Annotated in this window: 19 protein-coding genes; 14 read left to right on the top strand and 5 right to left on the bottom strand. The window is 63.0% G+C overall.

Annotated features, from left to right (window positions below; all coding sequences use genetic code 11):
* Positions 1-186 precede the first annotated feature (186 nt).
* Positions 187-4,224, bottom strand: coding sequence for a peptidoglycan-binding protein (locus P3C39_RS19540; RefSeq protein WP_127365979.1), 4,038 nt, complete (start codon positions 4,222-4,224; stop codon positions 187-189).
* A 455-nt stretch (positions 4,225-4,679) separates the two neighbouring features.
* Between P3C39_RS19540 and P3C39_RS19545 the strand changes: the two genes are divergently transcribed.
* The 7 genes from P3C39_RS19545 to P3C39_RS19575 all read left to right on the top strand — a co-directional run bounded on the left by P3C39_RS19545 (position 4,680) and on the right by P3C39_RS19575 (position 13,525).
* Entirely contained in the window at positions 4,680-5,138 is a 459-nt protein-coding gene (locus P3C39_RS19545; protein ID WP_013533661.1) for a MerR family DNA-binding transcriptional regulator, read from the top strand.
* Between the two features lie 307 nt (positions 5,139-5,445).
* Positions 5,446-7,236, top strand: coding sequence for an acyl-CoA dehydrogenase (locus P3C39_RS19550; RefSeq protein ID WP_275954052.1), 1,791 nt, complete (start codon positions 5,446-5,448; stop codon positions 7,234-7,236).
* A 46-nt stretch (positions 7,237-7,282) separates the two neighbouring features.
* Complete coding sequence (locus tag P3C39_RS19555; RefSeq protein ID WP_024503171.1) at positions 7,283-8,455, top strand: acyl-CoA dehydrogenase family protein; 1,173 nt, start codon at positions 7,283-7,285, stop codon at positions 8,453-8,455.
* A 33-nt stretch (positions 8,456-8,488) separates the two neighbouring features.
* Complete coding sequence (locus P3C39_RS19560) at positions 8,489-9,697, top strand: acetyl-CoA C-acetyltransferase (RefSeq protein WP_027161729.1); 1,209 nt, start codon at positions 8,489-8,491, stop codon at positions 9,695-9,697.
* A 14-nt stretch (positions 9,698-9,711) separates the two neighbouring features.
* Complete coding sequence (locus P3C39_RS19565) at positions 9,712-11,931, top strand: 3-hydroxyacyl-CoA dehydrogenase NAD-binding domain-containing protein (protein WP_275954051.1); 2,220 nt, start codon at positions 9,712-9,714, stop codon at positions 11,929-11,931.
* 82 nt (positions 11,932-12,013) lie between these two features.
* On the top strand, positions 12,014-12,664 hold the full coding sequence (locus P3C39_RS19570) for a helix-turn-helix transcriptional regulator (RefSeq protein WP_013533656.1): 651 nt from the start codon (positions 12,014-12,016) through the stop codon (positions 12,662-12,664).
* Positions 12,665-12,706: 42 nt separating this feature from the next.
* Positions 12,707-13,525 carry a thermonuclease family protein gene (locus tag P3C39_RS19575; RefSeq protein ID WP_275954205.1) on the top strand — a complete coding sequence of 273 codons (819 nt, stop codon included), beginning with the start codon at positions 12,707-12,709 and terminating at the stop codon, positions 13,523-13,525.
* Here the strand turns inward: P3C39_RS19575 and P3C39_RS19580 are convergent.
* Entirely contained in the window at positions 13,491-15,137 is a 1,647-nt protein-coding gene (locus P3C39_RS19580; RefSeq protein ID WP_063170009.1) for a lysine--tRNA ligase, read from the bottom strand. The genes P3C39_RS19575 and P3C39_RS19580 overlap by 35 nt on opposite strands.
* 165 nt (positions 15,138-15,302) lie before the next feature.
* Between P3C39_RS19580 and P3C39_RS19585 the strand changes: the two genes are divergently transcribed.
* Positions 15,303-15,710, top strand: a complete 408-nt coding sequence (locus tag P3C39_RS19585) for a tellurite resistance TerB family protein (RefSeq protein WP_013533653.1) — start codon at positions 15,303-15,305, stop codon at positions 15,708-15,710.
* 12 nt (positions 15,711-15,722) lie between these two features.
* Here P3C39_RS19585 and P3C39_RS19590 read toward each other — a convergent pair whose 3' ends face one another.
* The gene (locus tag P3C39_RS19590; protein WP_064995699.1) at positions 15,723-16,571 is read right to left on the bottom strand and encodes a transporter substrate-binding domain-containing protein; all 849 of its coding nucleotides are present in this window, start codon (positions 16,569-16,571) and stop codon (positions 15,723-15,725) included.
* Positions 16,572-16,820: 249 nt separating this feature from the next.
* Here P3C39_RS19590 and P3C39_RS19595 point away from each other — a divergent pair, with 249 nt between their 5' ends.
* From P3C39_RS19595 to P3C39_RS19605, 3 genes are all read left to right on the top strand, one after another.
* Positions 16,821-17,552 (top strand): LuxR family transcriptional regulator, encoded by a 732-nt coding sequence (locus P3C39_RS19595; RefSeq protein ID WP_013533651.1) that lies wholly within the window; start codon positions 16,821-16,823, stop codon positions 17,550-17,552.
* Positions 17,553-17,648: 96 nt separating this feature from the next.
* Positions 17,649-18,287 (top strand): acyl-homoserine-lactone synthase, encoded by a 639-nt coding sequence (locus P3C39_RS19600; protein ID WP_013533650.1) that lies wholly within the window; start codon positions 17,649-17,651, stop codon positions 18,285-18,287.
* Positions 18,288-18,301: 14 nt separating this feature from the next.
* The gene (locus P3C39_RS19605) at positions 18,302-19,051 is read left to right on the top strand and encodes an enoyl-CoA hydratase-related protein (protein ID WP_013533649.1); all 750 of its coding nucleotides are present in this window, start codon (positions 18,302-18,304) and stop codon (positions 19,049-19,051) included.
* A 48-nt stretch (positions 19,052-19,099) separates the two neighbouring features.
* Here the strand turns inward: P3C39_RS19605 and ppk2 are convergent, their stop codons facing one another.
* Positions 19,100-20,008, bottom strand: coding sequence for a polyphosphate kinase 2 (gene ppk2, locus P3C39_RS19610; protein ID WP_275954050.1), 909 nt, complete (start codon positions 20,006-20,008; stop codon positions 19,100-19,102).
* Between the two features lie 120 nt (positions 20,009-20,128).
* Here ppk2 and P3C39_RS19615 point away from each other — a divergent pair, with 120 nt between their 5' ends.
* From P3C39_RS19615 to P3C39_RS19625, 3 genes are all read left to right on the top strand, one after another.
* Positions 20,129-21,394 carry an ATP-binding protein gene (locus P3C39_RS19615; RefSeq protein ID WP_275954049.1) on the top strand — a complete coding sequence of 422 codons (1,266 nt, stop codon included), beginning with the start codon at positions 20,129-20,131 and terminating at the stop codon, positions 21,392-21,394.
* A gap of 112 nt (positions 21,395-21,506) precedes the next feature.
* Entirely contained in the window at positions 21,507-22,232 is a 726-nt protein-coding gene (gene phoU, locus P3C39_RS19620; RefSeq protein WP_013533646.1) for a phosphate signaling complex protein PhoU, read from the top strand.
* 90 nt (positions 22,233-22,322) lie between these two features.
* A complete protein-coding gene (locus tag P3C39_RS19625; protein ID WP_013533645.1) occupies positions 22,323-23,333 on the top strand; it encodes a magnesium and cobalt transport protein CorA in 1,011 nt (336 codons plus the stop codon).
* A gap of 146 nt (positions 23,334-23,479) precedes the next feature.
* On the opposite strand, the gene P3C39_RS19630 is transcribed toward P3C39_RS19625, so the two are convergent.
* Positions 23,480-23,998: a GcrA family cell cycle regulator gene (locus tag P3C39_RS19630; RefSeq protein ID WP_013533644.1), complete on the bottom strand. Its 519-nt coding sequence runs from the start codon at positions 23,996-23,998 to the stop codon at positions 23,480-23,482.
* Positions 23,999-24,279: the final 281 nt, after the last annotated feature.

Raw genomic sequence — 24,279 nt, forward strand, 5'->3', positions numbered from 1 at the left:
GTCTCGATCAGTTCTGCCTGTCGGCGAATGCAACCGTTGCGGGCATCTTGGACCGACAAGCCAATTCGTTCTTGCGCCGGAGGTGCTGCGAAGTCAAACCGCGCTACGCCGCCGAAACAAAAAACATCTCAATCTGTTAACAGGCGAATGTGTGGCAAGGGCGTCGTGGAAGCGACGCCTCTGCCGTTATTTGCGCGCCAGCAGTGCCTTCACCAGGTTTTCGTCGACTTCGCCGGTCGCCGCCATCTTGTTGTCGGTCTGGAAAGCCATGATCGCGGTCTTCGTTTTCTGGCCCATCTTGCCGTCGGCGCCGCCGGCGTCGTAGCCGTTCTTGTTGAGAATGCGCTGGATGTTCTGGACGGCCTTCTTCATGTCGATGCTGGCGGTCGTCTGCGGCGCGCCGTCCTGCCAGGACTCGGGAATGTCGGCCGAGTTGGCTGCCGCATCCAGCGGCTTGGCCTTCCACAGCTCGGTCGCGGCGCGGGCGCGCTCGAGCTGCTCGGGCCGCAGCGCATTGGCGATCTCGTCACGCTTGGCCGCCGCATCCTTGTCGCCGGTCTTGGCGACGAGCGCGAACCATTTGTAGGACTCCTCGAGGTTCTGCTTCATGCCGACGCCCTTGGCGGCGAGGATGCCGAGATTGAACTGGCTGTCCTTGACGCCGACGTCGGCCGCCGCCTGGAACCAGTGCGCGGCCGATTCATTGTCGGTCACGCCGTCAGCCGCCATGGCAAACAGCACGGCCAGATTGTGCATGCCGCTGGCGTTGCCCTGTGCCGCGGAAAGCTGGTACCAGGTCTTCGCCTTCTTGATGTCGCGCGCGACGCCGATGCCCTTTTCGTAGAAATTTCCGATACGGTATTCGGCCGGCGCGAAGCCGAGTTCCGCCGATTTCTCGTACCATTTGGCCGCTGCCGCCATGTCTTCCTTGACGCCGCGCGACTCGGCATAGCGCGAACCGATTTCGAACAGCGCCTTGGCGTCGCCGCTGGCAGCGGCGTCACGCAAGGCGGCCGGGCCGGCGTCAGCGGGAATGTCGAATTTTGCCGTCGTCGCCGGCGAAGCGTCCACCGGCGGAACCGCGCCCGTGGTGTCCTTGGCGGTGGTCGGCTCTGTCGCCACAGGGTGGATGCCGGTGTCGGTATCGGTATCGGCAGGTTCGGCGGCGACCGGAACGGTCGAGGCCGGCGCAGGCGAGGCTGTCGTCGTCTCGGACACCGCTGGGTTCGCATCGGCCGATGTAGCCAAGGCGACGGGGGCGGGAACCGGTTCTGCGATCGGCGCGGCACCCATCGACGGCTCGGCGCCTGGCGGCGTGGCAATCATGCTTTGCGCGACCATGTCGTCCTTGGTTGCCGGTGCGGATGGCTCGGCCTGTCTGACGGCATGGTCCGGCGCGCTTTCCACTGCCGCGGGCTGCGCGTCCGTCTTTGGCCGGCTCGCGGCATCGAGCGAGGCGGTTTGCATCGGCTGCGAGGCGACGATCGGCACGACATCGTTGCTCGCCACCTGGGCCGGATCGGCGAAGAAGGCCTTGCCCAGTTGCAGGGCGCCCAGCGCCAGCAGGATCGCGGTTGTCCCCATCAGGATCGGCTTGCGCCGTGCCTTGAGCAGGTCGCCGATCCGCAGTGCCTTCACCGGTCCGGTCACCGTCGACTGGCGCTTCAGCGCATCGGCCTCGGCGGCCGCGGCCTGCGCCGCGCGCCGGGCAGCGGCGATGAAATCCGATTTCGCGGCATCGGTGTCGCTGGGCTTGGCCGGCTGGCCGCGCTCGTCACGCACGCGCTTCATGATGGCATTGAGGTCAGGTGCGCCGGAGCCGGGCTCCAGCGGCCGGTTGGCCATTTTCGGATCGAGCGGCTCGTCGAGATCGACGCTCGGTATTGGGGCACTCGGCGCTGAGCCGGCCAGTGGCGGGATATCCGCCTCCTTCTTGCCCTTGAAGGCGCGGGCCAGCCCGCCGAACAACGATTTGCGGCCGCCGGCCTGTCCGCCTTTCTCGGCGATCGTGTCCGAACCGAGCGCGGCCATGGCCGCCGCCGCGGCAGCCTCGGCCGGCGTGCGCGTGCCAATGCCAATACCCAGGTCGCTACGCATACCCAGGTCGCCGCGTGCACCCGGCTCATTGCGCAGGATGGCGGCGGCACGGCCATCGAGATCTGCCATGTCCCCAGTCAATGGCAGGGGCTGATCGATATCCATCGACGGCGCGTCGACGGCCATTTTGGGTCGGCGCACGCCGCGCCAGTTGCTCGGCTCGGCCGGTGCCGCATCCAGCAATTCGCTCATCGCCTCGACCGGCTCGCCGGGTTCGAGCGAACCCAGCCGGTCGACGATCTTGAGCAACGTATCGTGGATGGCCTCGAACGTTCTCGAATTGCGTTCGTCGGAGCGCCGCGTCAGTGTTTCAAGCGTCTTCAAATCCTGGGCGAGGCCGGAAACCGCGGTCGCATTGGCGCTCGAACCGGCCAGCGATTGCACTGCGTTCTCGGCCGCTTCGCGCGCCGCGCCAAGGATGGAATCGCGGGTTCCTGCGAGCGACTTTTCAATTTCGTTGAGACGCGGGCTGATGTCCTCGAATTCCGGCAGCGGGGTGCTGGGCTTGGAAAGATGAGCCGACAGGCCGGCAACCTGTGCTTCCAGGCTGCGGATCAGCGCCGGATCGATGCCGGCGACCTGTGCGGCCGACGCGTCCAGCCGGCTTGAAATGTCTTCGAGCCGGCTCTCCAGTCCGCGGATCGCCGCTTCGCCCGCGGGATCGGGCACACGCGTTTCAAGGCGCTTGGCGAGCGCCGTAAAGCGGGCATCGATGGCTTCCATGATGCCGACGCTGTCGACCTGCGGCATGCGCTGGTCGAGCCTGTCAGCAACCTCGTCCAGCCTGCGCTCGAGATCGCGGAACAGCATGTTGCCCTGCTCGATGGCGTCACCCTGGCGGCGTTCCATCATGCTCGACAGCACGTCGAAGCGTTGCTCCAGCCCATGGAAGATGTAGTCGGCGTCAGGCATGGCGGGTGCCTGGTCGATCTTGTCGGCGATGAATGCGATCTGCTTGGCCAGGCGCTCCATCGCCTGCTCCGGCAGATTGGCGCGGCCGGCGAGTTCGTCGACCCGGCCCGACAGCGTGCTCAACCGGTCCATGACCGCGTTGCCGGGACGATCCTGCGCCACTTCCTCGATCTGGCCGGCAAGCGAGTCGATCCGTCTCTCTATGCGCTCGAAAGCCTCGTGGTCGAATGAATTGGCTTGCGCGGCGACCGTCGATGCCACGATGGCGCGGGAAATCTCGTCCAGCCGCTCGTCGATCATGCCAAGCGTGTCGCTGCCGCGATTGTCTTGCTGGCTGGCGAAATGGTCGACAGCGCCGGCAAGCGTGCGCACCTTCTCCTCCAGCGAGCGCAGCGACAACGATTCCGGCAAATTGTTGACGGCATTGCTGATCTGCTCGAGCCGGGCGGTGAGAGCAGACAGGCCCGGGTCGTCCGAGCGCTTGCGCTGGTCGGCGTCGACGCGGTCTTCGAACGCCGTCCAGCGGCGATCGAAATCGTCCCAGCGGCGGTCGACCTTCTGCACGCTCTCTTCGCGTGCCAGCGTTTCGAGTGCGGCTTTGACCTGTTCGAGCTCGAGGCGCAGCATGTTGACGCTTCTGTCGTCGCTCTTCTCGGCCAGGGTCTGGATGGCGCCCGAAAGACGCTCGAACTCAAGGCCGAGTTCAGCACTGCCCTTGGCCGAAGCACCGGGCCTTGCGCCTGACTGGAAGGCCCGCTCGATGTCCTTGCGCAGCGCTTCGAATTCCCGCTGCAGGCCTGCGGTCATCTGGTGGCGCAATTCCTCGCGCATGCCGCGCAATTCGCCGGCGATCTTGCCGACCATGGCAACGCCATCCTCCTGGCCGCGCACGCGATCGATATCGCGGGCAATGGCCTGGTAATTCTGCTCGAAAGCGGCGGCTCCCTGCATCGGGCTCTTCGGACGCGACGCGGGCTGCGGGTCCTCATACCAGCGCTGCTGGCCAGAGGGCCGGGCGGCGGGGTAGCGCGCATCGGCACCATATTGGCGGGGATCGGGTTGGCGGAGTTCGGGACGTGCCATCGGATCCTCGCGCGTCCGCTCCAGCCGCTGCTCCAGTGTCTCCAGCGACTGGTTCAACTGATCGAGCGTGGTCTGCGGCCTGCGCTGCCTGCCGGCATTGAGTGTATCGAGATAGGACCGCTTGCTGTTCATCGGTGCGTCCGTCTTTCAGAATGGCTGGCTCGCGGCCAGTTCCCCCAGGTCCCTATCGGAACGAAGGCGACCGGCGGCGATGCCGCGGCGGAAGACGAGCTTCCCGGGCTCTCGCCCGCGCTCCGAAAAACCGTGAAAAATTCGATACAGGATAAACACGGGTAGCCGACGCGCCCACATTTCCCCCAACGTGGTAAACAACGCGTTAACCAAACTTAAGAAATCGAAAGGATGTTGGCTGCCGGCCTGACGGTGCGGCATAAAGGGCGGGGCGCAGAACGCCCTTGCGTCATCCTGCGGCAATCGGTATAGAATTGACGTAAACGTAAAAGGCGCATTGAGCGCATGTTTGCGATTTGTTTGTTGAAACCACGACTGGAAGCAGGCCCCCGCTTCCAGTCAGGCGACGCATGGTCCAGGACCGCGACGCCACCAGACGGGGAAAGCCAGTGACCATGAAGCTTATCTCGGCCGGCGAGACCGCGGCCAATACCAATATGTCTGCCGAAGCCGGCGAGGACCTCGTCCGCATCGGCGAGATGGCGAAGAAATATGGAGTGACGCTGCGCACGCTGCGTTTCTACGAAGACAAGGGCCTGCTCAACCCGCAGCGCGACGGTTCGACCCGTCTCTACACGCGCCGCGACAAGGCCCGCCTCAAGCTGATCCTGCTTGGCCGCAAGGTCGGATTCTCGCTGCGCGACGTCAAGCAGATGATGGATCTCTACGATCCGACCGGTTCAAACACCAAGCAACTCAAGCTTGCGCTGGATAAGTCGGAAAAGCAGCTTGCCCGCCTGCAGAAGCAACGGGCGCTGATCGACGACGCCATCAACGAACTCAGCGGCTCGATGTCGGCGGTGCGCCAGATGCTGAGCGAGCGTTCGGCGCCGCAGGCGAGCGCCGCCAGCTGAAGCAATTCCGTCAGGAATTGCGCCAGACACCAAGTCGTCTGCTGATTGTCCGAGTTCTGTCTAGCCGCATGGCCTGCCACGCGGCTTTTCGTTGTCCTGGCCCACTCTTATGGCCTTTCGGCGCTGGCTTGCGCAACGTCGCGCCGCTACGCTCATTGCTCCAGGGGGCGGGGAATCTTGTCGCATCGAGAAAATTGACGTTTACGCAAACGTCAATTTTTGCTATCCCGCTCCCAATATGGGTCCGCATGCCGCCCTGGCTTGTCTTCGGGGCATTCGGACCGGGTTTGCAGGGTGGAGAAAAAGCATGCCGACATACAGGGCTCCGGTCCAGGATACGCTGTTCGTGCTCAACGAGGTTCTGGGTTATCAGCGTTATTCGAACCTTCCCGGATTTGCCGACGCCACGCCCGATGTGCTCGAGGCGATCCTCGCCGAAGGCGCCAAGCTCGCCGAAAACGTCATGCATCCGCTGAACCGTGTCGGCGACATGGAAGGCTGTGTGCGTCACGACGATGGCTCGGTGACCACGCCGAAAGGCTTCAGGGAGGCCTTCGACCAGTACCGCGAGGGCGGCTGGATGGGATTGGCCGCACCCGTCGAGTTCGGCGGCCAGGGCCTGCCCTATGCCGTGCACACCGCCGTCGCCGAATACATGGTCTCGGCCAATATGTCCTTGATGATGTATCCGGGCCTGACGCAGGGCGCGATCGCGGCAATCATCACCCACGGCACCGACGAGCAGAAGGCGACATGGTTGCCGAGGATGATCGAGGGTGCCTGGACCGGCACCATGAACCTGACCGAGCCGCATTGCGGCACGGATCTCGGCCTGTTGCGGACCAAAGCGGTGCCGAACGGCGATGGCACCTATAAGATTTCAGGCCAGAAGATCTTCATCTCGGCCGGCGAACACGACATGTCGGACAACATCGTCCATCTGGTGCTGGCCCGCATCGAGGGTGCGCCGGAAGGCGTCAAGGGCATCTCGCTGTTCATCGTGCCGAAGCTCAAGCTCGACCCGTCGGGCAATCCGGGCAACAGGAACACCGTCTCCTGCGGCTCGATCGAGGAGAAGATGGGCATCCACGGCAATTCGACCTGCGTCATGAACTATGACGAGGCTGAGGGCACGCTGCTCGGCGAGCCCAATGGCGGCCTGAAGGCGATGTTCACGATGATGAACGAGGCGCGCCTCGGTGTCGGCCTGCAGGGGTTGTCGCTGTCGGAGATCGCCTATCAGAACGCTGTCGGCTACGCCAAGGACCGTTTGCAGGGCCGCTCATTGTCTGGGCCGAAGGCGCCGGACAAGAAGGCCGATCCGATCATCGTCCATCCCGACATCCGCCGCAGCCTGATGACCATGAAAGCCTTCAACGAGGCCGGCCGCGCGCTGGCGCTGTGGACGGCGATCAAGTCCGACATCGCCCACCGCTCCGGCGACGACAAGGATCGCCAGGCCGCCGACGACTACACCGGCCTGATGACGCCGGTGGTCAAGGGCGTGCTCACCGACAAAGGGTTCGACCACGCCGTCATGGCGCAGCAGGTGTTCGGCGGTCACGGTTATATCGAAGAGCACGGCATGAGCCAGTTCGTGCGCGATGCCCGCATCGCCATGATCTATGAAGGCGCCAATGGCATCCAGGCGCTCGACCTCGTCGGCCGCAAGCTTGGTTTGCATGGCGGCCGCGCCGTGCAGGCCTTCTTCAAGGAGGTCGGCGAATTCTGCGAGGAGAACCGCGCTAACGAGAAGATGGCGCCGTTCACCAAGGCGTTGAAGAAAGGTCTCAACGATTTGCAGGCGGCGACCATGTGGCTGGTGCAGAACGGCATGGCCAAGCCCGACAATGCGGGTGCCGCCTCGACCGACTACATGCATCTCTTCGGCCTGGTCGCTCTGGGCTATATGTGGGCGCAGATGGCCAACGTGGCACTTGGCAAGACGGACGCCAATGGCGCGCAATCTTTCTACGACAACAAGATCGTGACGGGGCGCTTCTTCATGGAGCGGATCATGCCGGAGACATCGGCTCATCTCGCCCGCATTTCGAGCGGCGCCGACACATTGATGGCACTGCCGGCGGAAGCGTTCTAAGCTCGACCTCACTGGCCTTTCTGTCTGTCGATACGCGGAGGAAATCGTGGCGACAAATCCCGCCGAAGTGCTCTCTTTGCCGAAGCCCGCCTGGGCGGCGGACGAAGTCGGCATGCTCTACGACATGGCGCATCGCTTCATGTCGGAGGAGATCGCGCCGCGCTACGACGAGTTCGAGAAGAACGAGATGGTCGATCGCGAAAGCTGGCTGAAGGCAGGTTCCGCCGGCCTGCTCTGCGCTTCTATGCCGGAGGAATATGGCGGCTCCGGCGGCACCTTCGCGCATGAGAGCGCCATCATCGAGGCCATTGGCCATGTCGGTGTCGACGGGTTCGGCATCGGCCTGCACAATTCGATCGTCGCGCCTTATATCCTCCACTACGGCTCCGAGGAGCAGAAAAAGAAATGGCTGCCGAAGCTGGCGACCGGCGAGCTGATCGGCGCCATCGCCATGACCGAGCCCGGCGCCGGCTCCGATCTGCAGGGCGTCAAGACGCGAGCGCAGAAGGATGGCAACCACTACAAGATCAATGGCTCCAAGACCTTCATCACCAACGGCCAGCTTGCGAACTTCATCATCGTCGTCACCAAGACCGATCCGGAGAAGGGCGCCAAGGGCACCTCGCTGATCGTCGTCGAGACCGACGAGGTCGAAGGTTTCCAGCGCGGCCGTAACCTCGACAAGATCGGGCTCAAGGCCAACGACACGTCGGAGCTGTTCTTCAACGACATGCGCGTGCCGACCTCCAATTTGCTCGGCCACGAGGAAGGGCAGGGCTTCGTCCAGTTGATGCAGCAACTGCCGCAGGAGCGGCTGCAGATCGGCACGGGCGCCATCGCCATGATCGAGCGGGCGCTGGCGCTGACCATCGACTACGTCAAGGAGCGCAAGGCGTTCGGCAAGGCGATCATCGATTTCCAGAACACCCAGTTCAAGCTGGCCGAACTCAAGACCGAGGCCACCATCGGCCGCGTCTTCTACAATGATTGCGTCACCCGCCACATCGCGGGTGGCCTCGATCCCGTGACAGCGTCGATGGCCAAGTACTGGCTCAGCGACCTGCAGGGAAAAGTCGTCGACGAATGCCTTCAACTGCACGGCGGCTATGGCTACATGAATGAATACCCGATCGCCCGCATGTTCCGCGACGCCCGCGTCCAGCGCATCTACGGCGGCACCAACGAGATCATGAAATTGCTGATCGGACGCTCTCTCTGAAGGCGACATCAGGCAAACCCAAGGAGCAAGCAAATGGCTGAAGCTTATGTCTATGACGCCGTGCGCACACCGCGCGGCAAGGGCAAGAAAGACGGATCGCTGCACGAGGTGCCGGCGGTGCGGCTTGCCGCCAAGACGCTCGAGGCGCTGCGCGACCGCAATGGGCTGGACACTGCAAACGTCGACGACATCATCTTCGGCTGCGTCGATCCGGTCGGCGAGGCGGGTTCGGTCATTCCGCGCGCCGCCGCCTTCGAGGCCGGCTACGACACCAAGGCGCCCGGCATGCAGATCTCACGCTTCTGCGCTTCCGGGCTTGACGCCATCAATTTCGGTGCCGCCAAGATCGCGCAGGGAGCGGACGAGATCGTCATTGCCGGCGGTGTCGAATCGATGTCGCGCGTCGGCATGGGCGCCTCGGGCGGTGCCTGGTTCATGGATCCTTCGGTCGGCCTGCCCGGCTGGTTCGTGCCGCAAGGCATCTCGGCCGACCTGATCGCCACCAAATACGGCTTCAGCAGAGACGACGTCGACGCCTATGCGGTCGAGAGCCAGAAGCGCGCCGCCAAATCCTGGGCGGATGGCCGCTTCAAGAAATCCGTCATCCCGATCAAGGACCAGAACGGCCTGACCATCCTCGACCATGACGAGCATATGCGCCCGTCGACCGACATGCAGTCGCTGGCCTCGCTCAACCCGTCCTTCGTCATGCCCGGCGAAATGGGCGGCTTCGATGCGGTCGCGGTGCAGAAGCATCCCGAAGTGGAAGAGGTCAACCATGTCCATCATGCCGGCAATTCGTCCGGCATCGTCGATGGTGCGGCGGCCGTGCTGCTCGGTTCGAAGAAGGCCGGCAAGGCGATGGGGCTGAAGCCCCGCGCGCGTATCCGCACCTTCGCCAACATCGGCTCCGAGCCTGTGCTGATGCTGACCGGTCCGGTCGATGTCACCGAGAAGCTGTTGAAGCGCGCCAAGATGAAGCTCTCGGACATCGACCTGTTCGAGCTCAACGAAGCCTTCGCTTCGGTGGTGCTGCGCTACATGCAGGCTTTCGACATTCCGCATGACAAGATCAACGTCAATGGCGGTGCCATCGCCATGGGTCATCCGCTCGGCGCCACCGGCGCGATGATCTTCGGCACGGTGCTGGACGAACTCGAGCGGCGCGATCTCAACACCGCTCTGGTGACACTGTGCATCGGCGCCGGCATGGGCACCGCAACCATCATCGAACGCGTCTGACGGGGAGAGAAACGATGAGCTACACCAATTTCGCCCTCGACACCGACGCCGACGGCATTGCGCTGGTCACCTGGGACATGCCCGGCCGTTCGATGAACGTCTTCACCGAAGAGGCGATGCGGGAATTGAACGCCATTGTCGACAAGGTGGCTGGTGACGCCGCCATCAAGGGCGCCGTGATCACCTCCGGCAAGGATACCTTCTCCGGCGGTGCCGATATCTCTTTGCTGCAGAAGATGCTGACGACCTTCGCCGCGGAAAAGGGCAAGGACGCCGAAAAGGCCACCAAGGCGCTGTTCGACAATGCCGGCATGATGACCGGCCTGTTCCGCAAGCTGGAAACTTGCGGAAAGCCTTGGGTGTCGGCGATCAACGGCACCTGCATGGGCGGCGCTTTCGAATTGTCGCTCGCCTGCCACGGCCGTGTCGCCGCCGATAGCGACAAGGTGAAGATGGCGCTTCCCGAGGTGAAGATCGGCATCTTCCCCGGCGCCGGCGGCACCCAGCGCGTGCCGCGGCTGACCGATCAGCAGCAGGCGTTGCAGATGCTGACCTCCGGCCAGACGCTGTCGCCGCAGAAGGCCAAGTCGATGGGCCTGATCCATGAGATCGCCGAGCCGGCCAGGTTGGTCGAGACCGCCAAGGCGATGATCAGGAATGGCCTGAAGCCGGTGGCGCCATGGGACGAGAAAGGTTTCAAGCTGCCCGGCGGCCAGATCTATTCGCCGGCCGGGTTCAATCTGTGGCCGCCGGCGATCGCCATCCTGCGCCGCGAGACCTATGGCAACTATCCGGCCGCCGCCGCGATCCTCAAATGCGTCTATGAAGGCCTGCTGGTGCCGTTCGACACCGCCTTGCGCATCGAGCAGCGCTATTTCACCGAGATCATGCAGACCAGGGAAGCGGCGGCGATGATCCGCTCGTTGTTTGTGTCGCTACAGGAACTGAACAAGGGCGCCCGCCGCCCGGCCGGCGTGCCCGAAACCAAGTTCAAGAAGATCGGCATTCTCGGCGCTGGCTTCATGGGCGCCGGCATCGCCTATGTCACCGCCAAGGCCGGCATCCCGGTGGTGCTGCTCGACCGTGATCTGGAGTCGGCCGCCAAGGGCAAGGCGCATTCCGACAGCCTGGTCTCGGATCAGGTCAAGAAGGGCCGTGCCAAGCCGGAGGACAAGGACAAACTGCTGTCGCTGATCACGCCGACGGCGGACTACGCCGACCTTGCCGGCTGCGATCTGGTGGTCGAGGCGGTGTTCGAGGATTCGGGCGTCAAGAAGAGCGCCACCGAACAGGCGGAAGCCGTGTTGAAGCCATCGGCGATCTTCGCGTCGAACACCTCCACCATCCCGATCTCGTCGCTGGCCAAGAATTCGGCGCGGCCGAAGAATTTCATCGGCATCCATTTCTTCTCGCCGGTCGACAAGATGATGCTGGTCGAGATCATTTTGGGCAAGAAGACCGGCGACAAGGCGCTGGCCACCGCGATCGACTTCGTTCGCGCCATCAAGAAGACGCCGATCGTCGTCAACGACACGCGCGGCTTCTACGTCAACCGCTGCGTGCTGCGCTACATGTCGGAAGCCTACAAGATGCTGATCGAAGGTGTGCCCGCGCCGATGATCGAGAACGCGGCGAAGGCAGCCGGCATGCCGGTCGGCCCCCTGGCGCTGACCGACGAAACGGCCATCGACCTTGCCCAGAAGATCATGAAGCAGACCATCAGGGATTTGGGCGACAAGGCGGTCGATCCCAAGCAGATGGCGCTGATCAACACCATGGTCGACGATCACGGCCGCTTCGGCCGCAAGAACGGCAAGGGGTTTTACGATTATCCGGCCAAGCCCGCCAAGAAGAAGCTGTGGCCGGGCCTCAAGGAGCTCTATCCGCAGCTTGCGCCCGAGAAGGTCGATTATGAGGAGCTGCAGCAGCGGCTTCTGGTCACCATCGCGCTGGAAGCGGCACGGGTGATGGAAGAAGGCATCGTCACCGACCCGCGCGAGGCCGATGTCGGCTCGATCCTCGCTTTCGGCTTCGCTCCCTATACCGGCGGTGCGCTGTCCTACATCGACGGCATCGGCGCCAAGGCGTTCGTCAAGATCGCCAGAAACCTGCAGAAGAAATACGGCGCCGAGTTCAAGGCGCCCAAGCTGCTGCTCGACATGGCCGAGAAGGGTGAGAGCTTCTATCAGCGCTTCGATCCCTATGCGAAAGGCGAGACCAGGAAAGCGGCGTGAGTAAGCCTTGCACTGTGGACAAGATGGCGGTCCGGGGTTAGAACAGGGAAGGTATTTTTTCCTGTTCAAAGGAGAGCGACACATGCTCTCGCATGACCGTGTCTGGGCTGCCATTGATGCTCTTGCCGAGCGCTATTCGCTTTCGGCCTCGGGGCTGGCCAAGCGTGCTGGGCTCGATTCCACCGCCTTCAACAAGTCGAAGCGCCTGTCGTCGGATGGCCGGCCGCGCTGGCCCTCGACCGAATCACTGGCAAAGATCATGGAGGCAACGGGCGCTTCCCTCGACGAATTCACCGGTTTGATTGAAGGTCGGGCCGGGGCCAGCCATGCGGCTTCGGTCGCCCGCCGAAGCTCCGTGCCGCTGCTCGGCTTTGCCCAGGCCGGCGCCGGCGGCTTCTTCGACGATGCCGGCTTTCCAGCCGGGCAGGGCTGGGATCTGATCGAACTGCCGACGCAATCGACCGAGAGTTCCTATGCTTTGCAGGTGCAGGGCGATTCCATGCTGCCGCTCTACCGCAATGGCGACGTCCTCATCGTCGAACCGGGCGCCGTTACCCGCAAGGGCGATCGCGTCGTCGTCAAGACCACATCAGGCGAAGTGATGGCCAAGGTGCTCGAGCGCCAGACCGTCAGGTCGATTGCGCTGGTCTCGCTCAATCCCGATCATCCCGACCGCGATATTCCCATGCGCGATGTCGAATGGGTGGCGCGGATTGTCTGGGCAAGCCAATAGGTCAAGCTGGTGCGGCTTCTCCATCATGCGCTGGCGGTTCTGTTGGTTCCTGTGATGGCAGCCATCATCGTCACTGGCGGTCACACTCTGAAAGGTAGCGAAAGCGTCATTACGGTGGACCAGCTTGATCCGGGCGCCGATGCGATGGCGCAGCAGGCTGCCGGGACGCTGCCCGAGGAGCCGGCCACATCGGCCATCGCAGTTCCGCAGCCGCCGAAGCCGGCGACGCATTCGAGGGCGATCGATCCCGAAATCGTCGCGCCGCCGGAACTGCCCGCCGACGGGCTTGAACGGATCGAGCCGCGCGAGCCGCTGAGCAAACTCGCGCTGGCCGTGCCGCCCAAGCCGAAAATGCCTGACGACTGGAACGGCACAAAGCTGTTCCAGCCGGTTGCGCCGGCCGCCGGCTTGATCGAGGCGAAGGGCTACTCGGTCGCGGTTTCCGGCATCGACATCGTCAGGCAGGACGAGATTTGCAGCGAGGACGGCAAGTCCTGGCCGTGCGGTGTCCGGGCGAGGACAGCGTTCCGCGCCTTCCTGCGCGGCCGCGCGGTGGTCTGCACGGTGCCGCCGCAGGGCGGCCGCGACCTGATCGCAGCCGAGTGCCGGATCGGCAAGCAGGATGTCGGTCAGTGGCTGGTCGAAAATGGCTGGGCGCGCGCCGCCAAGGGCGGCCCCTATGTCGAGGCCGGCGACAAGGCGCGCACGGGCAAGAAGGGCATTTTCGGATCGGCGCCCGATCTGTCGGGCATGCCGGCGATGCCGGCCGCGCCAAGCCCGGCACCTCAGGCGCCGGGTTCGATTCTGGAAGAGGTCGACGGCGTGCTCAAGCCAGCTGACCAGCCAGCGCCCGCTCAATGAGCGCACGCGTCTCGGCAACGCCATAGAGTGCTGCGAACGAGCCGAAGCGCGGGCCGCGCTCCTGGCCGATCAGCACCTGGTAGATCATCTGGAAGAAGGCGCCCGATACGCCGGGGCCGCCTTCCGGGCTCTGCTTGGAATGATCCTGATAGCGCTCGATCCTGCGTGCGACGTTGAGCGAGGCGTTCTGGATCGCTTCGCCGCTGGCGTCCGCCGGCAGCGCGCCAAGTGCTTCGTCGAGGGCTGCCAGCGCTTCGCGCTCGACCTCGTCGGCGGGCCGGAAGGTTTTCGTCGGCTTCACGAAATCGTCGAAATAGCGGATCGCATGGCCGACCAGCCGGTCGAGCTCTGGATGCGTCGCCGGCGTCACGCCTTGCGTATGACGTGAAATGAACCCCCACAGCACATCCTTGTTCTGCGCGTTGGAAGCGCTGACCAGATTGAGCAGCAGAGAAAACGGCACCGGCATGTCGATCGCGGGCGGGTTGCCGTCATGCATATGCCAGACCGGGTTGCCCAGCCGCTCCTTCCAGTCCTGGCGGGGATAGGCGGCGAGGAACGTGTAGTATTCATCCACGGCCCGCGGGATGACGTCGAAATACAGCTTCTTGGCCTGCCGCGGCCGTTGGTACATGTAGAGCCCGAGGCTTTCGGTCGGCGCATAGGTCAGCCACTCGTCGATGGTCAGCCCGTTGCCCTTCGACTTCGAGATCTTCTGGCCGTTCTCGTCGAGGAACAGTTCGTAGACGAAATGCTCCGGCGCCCGTCCGCCCAGAATGTTGCAGATACGGTCGTAGACCACCGCATTGGTCTGGTGGTCCTTGCCGAACATTTCGAAATCGACGCCAAGCGCTGCCCAGCGCATGCCGAAATCCGGCTTCCACTGCAGCTTCACGCGGCCGCCGGTGATCGAAAGCGTGGTCTCGGTGCCCTCGTCGTCGAAGGTGATGGTGCCGGCTTTGGCGTCGACATGCTTCATCGGCACGTAAAGCACGCGGCCGCTCTTCGGCGAGATCGGCAGGAACGGGCTGTAGGTCGCCTGCCGCTCGGGCCCGAGCGTCGGCAGCATCACCGCCATGATCTGCTCATAGCGCTCGGCAGCGCGCTTGAGCATCGCGTCGAAACGGCCGGCCTTGTAGTATTGCGTCGCGCTGGCGAACTCGTAGTCGAAGCCGAACGTGTCGAGGAAGCGGCAGAGCATCGCATTGTTGTGGTCGGCGAAGCTCGCATAGTCGCCGCCGAAGGGGTTGGGGACCGACGATAGCGGCTTGTGCAGATGCGGCTCGAGTGCGGCGCGGTCCGGCACGCTGTCGGGTATCTTGCGCATGCCGTCCATATCGTCGGAAAAGCACAGCAGCTTGGTCGCGACCTTGTCCTGCGTCAGGACACGGAAGGCATGGCGCACCATCGAGGTGCGCGCCACCTCGCCGAATGTGCCGATATGCGGCAGGCCGGACGGCCCGTAGCCGGTCTCGAACAGGACTGTTTGCGGAAAGTCGGCGCCTTTGTAGCGCTCGATGATCTTTTTGGCTTCCTCGAACGGCCACGCCTTGCTTTCGGTCGCGGCCGCCAGCAGCTCGGGGTTGAGATCGATGATGTTTGATCCCGCCATGTCACAGTTTTCCAAATCATCTGCCGGCCCGAAGGCGGGCCGCAGCAAGGGTTTTTCAACCGGTCTCTAGGCGTGCAGCGCCGGAGCGTCAACGCGTGCGGCGCTTTTTCCTTGCGGTGCAGAACGGGCGTTCCTAACTTCGAGGCCCGGTTCAAGGAGAAAAAATTGCCGACACCTCATGAAGCCCTGATCTATCTGATGGTCATCACCTCGGCATCCGACCGCGACATGACCGATGTTGAACTGGCGCGGATCGGCGAGGTCGTCCGCTCCTGGCCGGTGTTCGAGGACTTCAACCACGACAGGCTGGTCGGCGTCGCCCAGGACTGCCAGAAGCGCCTGCACGAAAAGGATGGGCTGGAGGGCGTGCTGGCTGAAGTCGCCGAGGTCTTGCCCGAGCGGCTGCGCGACACCGCCTATGCCGCCGCCTTCGAGGTTGCCGCCGTCGACCTCGAAATGCGCATGGAAGAGGTGCGGGTGCTGCAGCTGATCCGGCGTCAGCTCGATCTCGACACGCTGACGGTTGCTGCCATCGGCCGCGCGGCCAAGGCGCGGCTGCGTACCCTGACCTGAAAGTCCTTGGCTTTAGAAAAAACTGACGGGGAAATAGCGCAGATAAAATTCGGCGAACGTGCCTTTCATCGAAATTTCCTGCAGCGCGTAGTCGATCGCTGCGGCCAGCGCCGGATTGTCAGCCTTGGTGGCGATGGCCATGCCCGTGCCCAGATATTCGGGCGCCAGATAGGGCCCGCCGGCAAAGCGGCAGCAGCCCGCCGCGTCCGAGCCACCCAGCCAGAAAGCCAGGCGCATGCCGTCGCCGAAGGCGGCGTCGACCTTGCCGGCCTTGAGATCGGCATACAGTTCTTCCGGCCTGTCGAAAGGGACGACCTGGACCGTGTTGAAATAGTCGCGCAGCATGCGCTCATGCGCCGAGCCTGATATCACGCCGACACGCTTGCCGTGCAATTTGTCAAAGACGGGCTCGGTCAGCGCCTTGCCCTTCGGCATGATGAAGCGCGCCGGAAACTGCAGATAGGAGCGTGAGAAGGCGTAGGTCGCGCGCGATTCCGGTGTGGCGGCGATGCCGGCGATGATCGCCTCGCCTTCGCCTTTCTGCAGTGCGCCTTCCAGCTCGGCCCAGGGCAGGGCCTGGATCTGGCATTTTTCGACAATGCCAAGCTCGGCGCAGATGGCGCGTGCCAGATCGATGTGGAAGCCGGACAGCTTTCCCGCACCGTCGAGGAAGTTGAAAGGCGGGAAGTCCGTGGTGGTGAGGAACCTCAGCCGGGGCAACGTCGAAAGGTCCGGCTTGGGCAGCCGCTCCTTGGCATCCCACAGCACCGGAACCTGAGGCGCCGCGGCGCGCGCACCGTCGGCGAACGACAGCAACCCGATCAGCATCGCAAAGGCGAAGGACCTCCACCGGAACGCCAAGATAAAACTCCGCCACAGTCGTGCTCGCACCGGTTTTGGTACGAAAATGGTACAGGCACAATGGTTTTTGATTTCAACCCGCCGATTTCAGGATATGATTTAGCCGGTTTGCAAATCAGCTTCGGTCGCCTCGGTGAGAGGGAGCCACAAAATAAGTATGCGATTTGCAATCCGTGGTCGGTGGCGAAGTGTAAATCAGGCACGCATCATTGGCCGCAATGCACAAGGCAACATGGGGTTGATGTTGCGATGGGTCAGTTCGATCGCACGCTGGAATACATAGACCAACTGCAGCACGCCGCAACGGCGGCGGCGGTCTGCGAAAGGCTGCTGGGCATAACATCGGATTTCGGTCTCACCGCACTGATGGCGGGAACCGTCCCGCAGCCAGGCACGCCGGCCGGCCAGCAAAAGCAGCATGTGCTTCTCTGCGATTGGCCTGGCGAGTGGCTGGAGCGCTATGTCGCGCGCAACTATGTCGATCATGACCCGGTCGTCAGCCATATGAAACAGTTGCAGGCGCCCTTCCAGTGGCACGAGGCGTCCCAAGGCATCCGCATAGACAAGAGCAGCGGAGAGGTGATGGGCGATGCCGGCGCCTTCAAACTGCGCGATGGGTTGGCCTTTCCGCTGATCACGCTCGACGGCCAGATCGTCATGGTGTCGCTGGGCGGCGAGGCCGTGGAATTGTCCGCCGCCGAATTCGGCCAGGTGTCGCTGGTCTCGACCTACGCGGTTGGCCGCGCCATGCAACTCCACACCATGGCGAACAGGACCATCGATCATATCGTGCTGACGCCGCGCGAGCGCGAATGCCTGCAATGGGCCGCCGTCGGCAAGTCCGAATGGGAGATCTCGCAAATCCTCGGCATTTCCGAACACACCTCGGAGAAACATCTTCTTAACGCCAAAAGCAAACTAGGTGCCGTCAACAGGGTGCAGGCCGTCGCGGAAGCGATACGGCGCGGCTACATTAGTTAGGTCGGCCGTGCCGACCTGAAATCCTTGCCTACGCGATCACGCAATTTTCTCATCAAAGCACGGCCGTATCTTCCTCTGAACGCAGGAGACGGCGGAATGCTTTTTTCCCTTACAACCCAGGAATTGATGGAACGTCCCGACCTTTGGGAGGCCGTCCATCGTTTGCGCTACAAGATATTCGTCGAGGAGATGGGGTGGGATGACCTCAGGCGCCCCGACGGGCTCGAACTCGACCAGTTCGATCACGACGAGGCGGTCCATCAGATCGTCATCAGGGGCGGTGAAGTGGCGGGTTATCAGAGGATGTTGCCGACGACGCGGCCACATCTGCTGACCGAGGTCTTGACCGATCTTTCCGAAGGAACGCCGCCATCGGGTCCAAACATCTGGGAATTGACCCGCTATGCGGTGGCTCCCGGTTTTCGCGATGGTCGTCGCGGCGTTTCGACCGTCGGCACCGAACTGATTGCCGGTTTCGTCGAGTGGGGGCTGAAGCGCGGCGTCGACAAGGTGATCATCGAGTTCGAGCCGATGTGGGTGCTGCGCGCCTTGCAACTGCATTTCCTGGCGACCCCGCTTGGCTATCAGCGCACCTATGGCAACCAGCAGGTGGTCGCCACCTTGCTGACCTTCAACGAGCACACACTCGATGTGGTGCGGTCGCGCCGCAATCATTTTGCTCCCGTGCTGGCCAGGGGATATCCCGACATGCTCGGGCAAAGGCGTGCGTCATGAGATCGGAGACAGTCATGAGCACACACCCGCAACCTGAACTTCGCAACCACACGCTGGTGGTCACCGTGTCGTCGAGTGACGGCCGGCCGGTGCTGGACAGGAGGGCCTATGAAAGCCTGGCAAGGACCTTCCATGAAGCAGCCGACAATGAGGAGGTTCGCGTCGTCGTCTTGCGCGGCCTGGCAGGCTGTTTCTGTCTGGGCGGCGACTTCTCCGAATTCCTCGACGCCACCAAGCACCAGAAACTGATCGCCGCCGTCACCGACCTGTTCCGCACGCTGGCGACGTTTCCAAAGCCCATCCTTGCCTGCGTCGATGGCGATGCCGTCGGTGTCGGCTGCACCATCCTGTTCCATTGCGACATGGTTATCGCGTCCGATGAGAGCACGTTCAGGGTGCCGTTCGTCGATTTCGGCCTGGTGCCGGATGCGGCGACCAGCATCCTGGCGCCGCAGAAGCTCGGCTACGCCGGTGCCTTCCGCTTCTTCTGCCTCGGCGACACGCTTCGCGCCGAAGATGCCAGGGCGCTCGGCCTGGTCGCGGAGATCGTGCCGGGAGGCACCGTCGAGGAGGCGGCCCTTGGTCGGGCAAGACAGCTCGTCAAGAAGCCGGTCGCCGCCCTGCTGCAGACGCGCGGCCTGCTGAAGGGGAACACCGAGGCCCTCTGCGACCGCATCGATCAGGAGATCTCGCTTTTCCAGCAGGCGCTGCAGGATGATACGACGCTGCGGCGATTGCAGCGTATCGCCAGGCTGGCGGCTTAAGCATCATGATTGCGTCGCGCGGTTCCTGCCGCGCGACGCAAAAAAGCATCAATCCTGTTTTCCCAGGAATGACGGTCCTTCGCCGATGATCTTCTTGTCTTCCTTGCCGATGATTTCGAGATCGCGCCCCTCATAGGGCAGAGACAACAGGATGCGCCGCATGACCGCCAGCCGCGCGCGCCGTTTGTCATTGGCCCGTACGATGATCCACGGCGCGAATTCCTTGTGGGTGCGCTCGAACATTGTGTCGCGCACCTTGGTGTAGTCGTCCCACTTGGTGATGCCCGCAACGTCGATGGGCGAAAACTTCCAGCTCTTCAGCGGGCTGTAGCGGCGGTCGTGGAAGCGCTCGAGCTGCGTTTCCCGGCCGATGTTCAGCCAGAATTTGAAGAAGTGGATCCCCTCGTTGGAGATCATCCGCTCGAAATGCGGCGTCTCGTCGAGAAACTGCTCGTGCTGCTGCGGCGTGCAGAAACCCATCACCGGCTCGACGCCGGCGCGATTGTACCAGGAGCGGTCGAAGGTGACGAATTCGCCTGAAGTCGGGAAGTGGTCGACATAGCGCTGGTAGTACCATTGCCCCAGTTCGGTCGGGGTCGGCTTGGTCAGCGCCACGTTGCGTGCGGTGCGCGGATTGAGGTACTGGCGCACCACGAAGATCGTGCCGCCCTTGCCGGCGGCGTCGCGGCCCTCGAACAGCGCCATCACCCGTTTGCCGGTCGACTGCAGCCAGGCCTGCGCCTTGACCAACTCGATCTGCAGCTTCTCGAGCGTCTCGTCATACTCATCACTTTTCATCTTCTTGTCGTAGGGATAGCCGCCGGCAGTCAGCTTGTTGTCCTCGACCCAGTCGGGAAGCACGGGGCTTTCGATATCGAACTCCCGCTCCTTGCCGCCGATCCTGATCTTCAGCGGCCCCGAAGTTGGCGCGGCGGGACTTTCCTTGGCTTTTTTCATCGAGACGAACCCTTTCCAGCTTCCGGACTCATGCTATGGGGAGCCTCCGGAACGGTCTAGTGGAAGTTTTTCCGCCACCGTGGACCGGGTGCGAAGGCATGGGTGCGGGCCCGCGGGCAGATGGCTGACCTGGACACAGAGCAGAGAGGCATCACGCAAACCATGGCCGCACGGCTGTGGAACAGCCGCTGGCTGCTTGCGGCCGGCGTCGTCGCGATCGTCGCCGTTTATGCCTTGGCCGGGATTTCAGCCTATGTCGTCCTTGCGGCGCTGCTGTTGCTATTTGCAGCGGCAATACTGCCGGCCGGCGGCGCGCGCCAATCCACCGGCAGCGGCGCTGCCATCGAGGCCATCGGCCTGCAGCGGCTCTCGGGTGAATATCTGGCCGCCGCCGTCGCCGATCCGCTGATCATCTTCGACCGGGCTGCCACCATCGTCCATGCCAACGCCGCCGCCTTCGCCGCTTTCGGCGGCATCGCGCCAGGCATGTCGCTGTCGCTGAAATTCCGGGCGCCGGAAATGCAGGCTCTGCTGGATGGCGTGCTATCGGGCGATGTCGCCTCGGATGTCGTCGACTACATGGAGAAGCTGCCGGTCGAACGGGCTTACCGGGTGAGCGTGTCCTCGGTCGGTCACGCCACCGATCTCTATGTGCTGGTGTTCAAGGACCAGAGCGAAGCACGCAGGATCGACCGCATGCGCGCCGACTTCATCGCCAATGCCAGCCACGAACTGCGCACCCCACTTGCCTCCATCGCCGGCTTTATCGAAACGCTGCGCGGGCCAGCCCGCAACGACGCGGCGGCGCGCGACCAGTTTCTGCAGATCATGCAGAGCCAGACCGGCCGCATGGCGCGTCTGATCGACGATTTGTTGTCGCTGTCGCGGCTCGAGATGAAACCCTATCTGAAGCCGGGAACCGAGGTGGACCTGCGCCAGACCGTCGACAGCGTCATCGACTCGCTCGGACCGCTGGCCAGCGAAAACGCCGTTGCCATCGAGCGGCGCTACGCCGATGGACCGCTTCATGTGCCTGGCGATCGCGATGAGCTTTTCCAGGTTTTCGAGAACCTCCTGGAAAACGCCTGCAAATATGGGCAGTCGGGTGGGCGCGTGGTTGTATCCATAGCGCATAGCGATGCCGGACCAGAGCCGGGCATCGACGTGACGATCAGGGACTTTGGCCCTGGCATTCCCGAGGAGCACATTCCGCGCATTACCGAGCGCTTCTATCGCGTCGACGTCGAGACCAGCCGGACCCAGAAAGGCACCGGCCTCGGCCTGTCGATCGTCAAGCATATCCTGACGCGCCACAACGCCCGGCTTTCGATCAAGTCCGAAGTCGGCAACGGCGCGGCATTCTCGGTTCATTTGCCGGCGCACTGATATCGCCCTAATTCAAGGGGACTGTTTCTTTTTTCTGTCATCCGGCTAGCGTATCAGCGGGGATTCGAGGAAACGACTCAAAATCAAAACACCCCGTGGGAAGGCATTTGCCATGCAGTCCGTGCACATCGTCAGCGCTTATGACGAGGAGTTGAAATATCTGTCGAAGCGCATCGCCGCGATGGGTGGCCATGCCGAGCGCATGGTCGAACAGGCGGTCACCGCTCTCGTCAATGCCGACCCGGGCCTTGCCCAGAAGGTCATCCGCGACGATACCGTACTGGACGAGGGCCAGCGCGAAATCGACGACAAGGCGATCATCATCATTGCCAAGCGTCAGCCGATGGCGGCGGATTTGCGCGAGATCGTCGGGACCATCCGCATCTCCGCCGACCTCGAACGGGTTGGCGATCTCGCCAAGAACGTTGCCAAGCGGGTGGTCGCCGTCACCGACGGACGCCAGCCGACCAGCCTGTTCCGCGGCCTCGAGGCTCTGTCCAACCTGGCATTGACCCAGCTCAAGGAAGTGCTCGACGTCTACGCGTCCCGTTCGGTGGAGAAAATCGGCTTCGTGCGCGATCGTGACGACCAGATCGACGCCATGTACACATCGCTGTTTCGCGAATTGCTGACCTACATGATGGAAGATCCGCGCAACATCACGCCCTGCACGCATCTGCTGTTTTGCGCCAAGAACATCGAGCGTATCGGTGATCACGCCACCAACATAGCCGAGACCATCTACTACATCGTCACCGGCGATCAGTTGCCGGCTGAGCGGCCCAAGGGCGACAAGACCGACAAAATCAGCCTTTCCGAGACGCAGCCGGTGAAGTGAACGCCGCCTCTCGAACCGTCACCCGATTTACGATAAGCTTTCCGGGCTTTGCCTCTATCCTCGTCCGTGGATTTGCTCCGGGAGGTCGTGATGGAAAATGTTCGGAACCTGACCCCGGCGCCTGCGCCGATATCCGGCATTATCGCTTGCGGCGTTTACACCGCGGGGCGCCGCATCGCCGACATTCCCATCGAGGAAGCCGGCGAATGGGCAAAAAAATCCGGTCACGTCGTCTGGATCGGCCTGTTGGAGCCCGACCGTAACCTGTTGCTGCGCGTCCAGGCGCAGTTTCACCTGCATGAGCTGGCGATCGAGGATGCCGAGCACCCGCACCAGCGGCCGAAGATCGAGCAATATGGCGACGCCTTGTTCATCGTCGCCCGCACCGCGCAGCTGATCGAGGGCCGGGTCACCTTCGGCGAGACCCATTTGTTCGTCGGCTCAGGCTACATAGTCAGCGTCAGGCACGGTCCCTCGACGTCCTATGCCGCCGTTCGTCAGCACTGGGAAAGCTGCCCGCACTCGCTGGCCAAGGGCGAGGATTTCGTCCTCTATGCCATCCTCGATTTCATCGTCGACAATTACATGCCGGTGCTCGAGCAGATCGAGGACGAGGTCGAGGCGATCGAGGACAAGGTTCTGCTGAAGCCGATGACCGCTCCCGACATAGAGCGGCTCTATATGCTGCGCCGCGATCTCCTGCGCCTGCGCAATGCCGCGCTTCCGCTGGTCGAAGTCTGCCGAAGGCTGACCAGCGCCGAGCTGCCGCAGATCCACACCGCCATGCATCCGCTGTTCCGCGACGTCACCGATCACATCCGCACCGTTCAGGAGAAGATCGACAGCCTGCGCGAGGTGCTGGCATTTGCTTTCGAGGCGAGCTTGCTGGTCGGCCAGAGTCAGGAAACGGCCAACACCAAGAAGCTCGCCTCCTGGGCCGCAATCCTGGCGGTGCCGACGGCGCTCGCCGGCATTTACGGCATGAACTTCAGCGACATGCCGGAACTGAAGATGGAATACGGCTATCCGGTGGTTCTGGCCACGATCGCGCTGATCTGCGCGTTTCTGTATTGGCGGTTCAGGAAGAATGGCTGGTTGTGAAGTAGGGCAGTAGGGCAGTAGGGCAGTAGGGCAGTAGGGCAGTAGGGCAGTAGGGTGGCATTTCGTGAGCGCGACTTTCCGCGCACATACTGCCCTACTGCCTTACTCCCCTATTCCCCTATTCCCCTATTCCCCTACTCCCCTATCTACCTGCTCCGCCGCCGCTCCGATGCCGGCTGGAATGCCACGCGGGCGTGGTACTTGCAGTAGGGACCGGTTTCGGCGGCATCGTTGCCGCAGAAATGGAAGTCCTCTGAAAGCGGATCGCCGTTCGGCCATTTGCAGGTCCGCTCGGTCAGCTCGACCAGCTGCAGATGCCGCGAGATCGGCAGCACGACATTTTCGACCGGGCGGATGTAATGGCGTGCCACGGGTTCGGCGTCGAACTGCGTCTGCAAAGCGGTCGCGCCGACCGATGTCGTGACATGGCGTGCCGTGGTTGCGGCGCGTGATACCGATTTCTGGACGGTCGATCCTTGCGCTGCCTTCTTCTGGCGTGCCGGCGTGGCGGTCGAGCGACCGCGGCCCGACAGTTTCAGCCGATGCACCTTCCCGATGACCGCATTGCGGCTGACCCCTCCAAGCTGCGCAGCAATCTGGCTTGCGCTCAGACCCTCCGACCACAGTTTTCTCAAGAGTTCTACCCGCTCGTCAGTCCAGTTCATGAGACCGCGCTCCTCTAAGCGTGCGGCAATCGGAATCCTTCTCCCGACCCGGCAACATTTGCCAGGGCAGACACCACATATATCTGGTGATTAGGTCCGCCGCACGAAATCTAGTTATTTCTCGACTACAACTACTCTATGCGCTGACTCGGTGACAAGAGTCCCAAGTGCAACACGAATCGGTTTTTTCGGTTTTCCCCAACTTGCCCGGTCGCTTATGAGCCGGCGTCCCGTCGGGGGGCTTGCCGCGCGCCACTACGCGACGTTTTCGTTGACTTCAT

This window comes from Mesorhizobium sp. XAP4, assembly GCF_029269325.1.
Classification (GTDB): domain Bacteria; phylum Pseudomonadota; class Alphaproteobacteria; order Rhizobiales; family Rhizobiaceae; genus Mesorhizobium; species Mesorhizobium ciceri.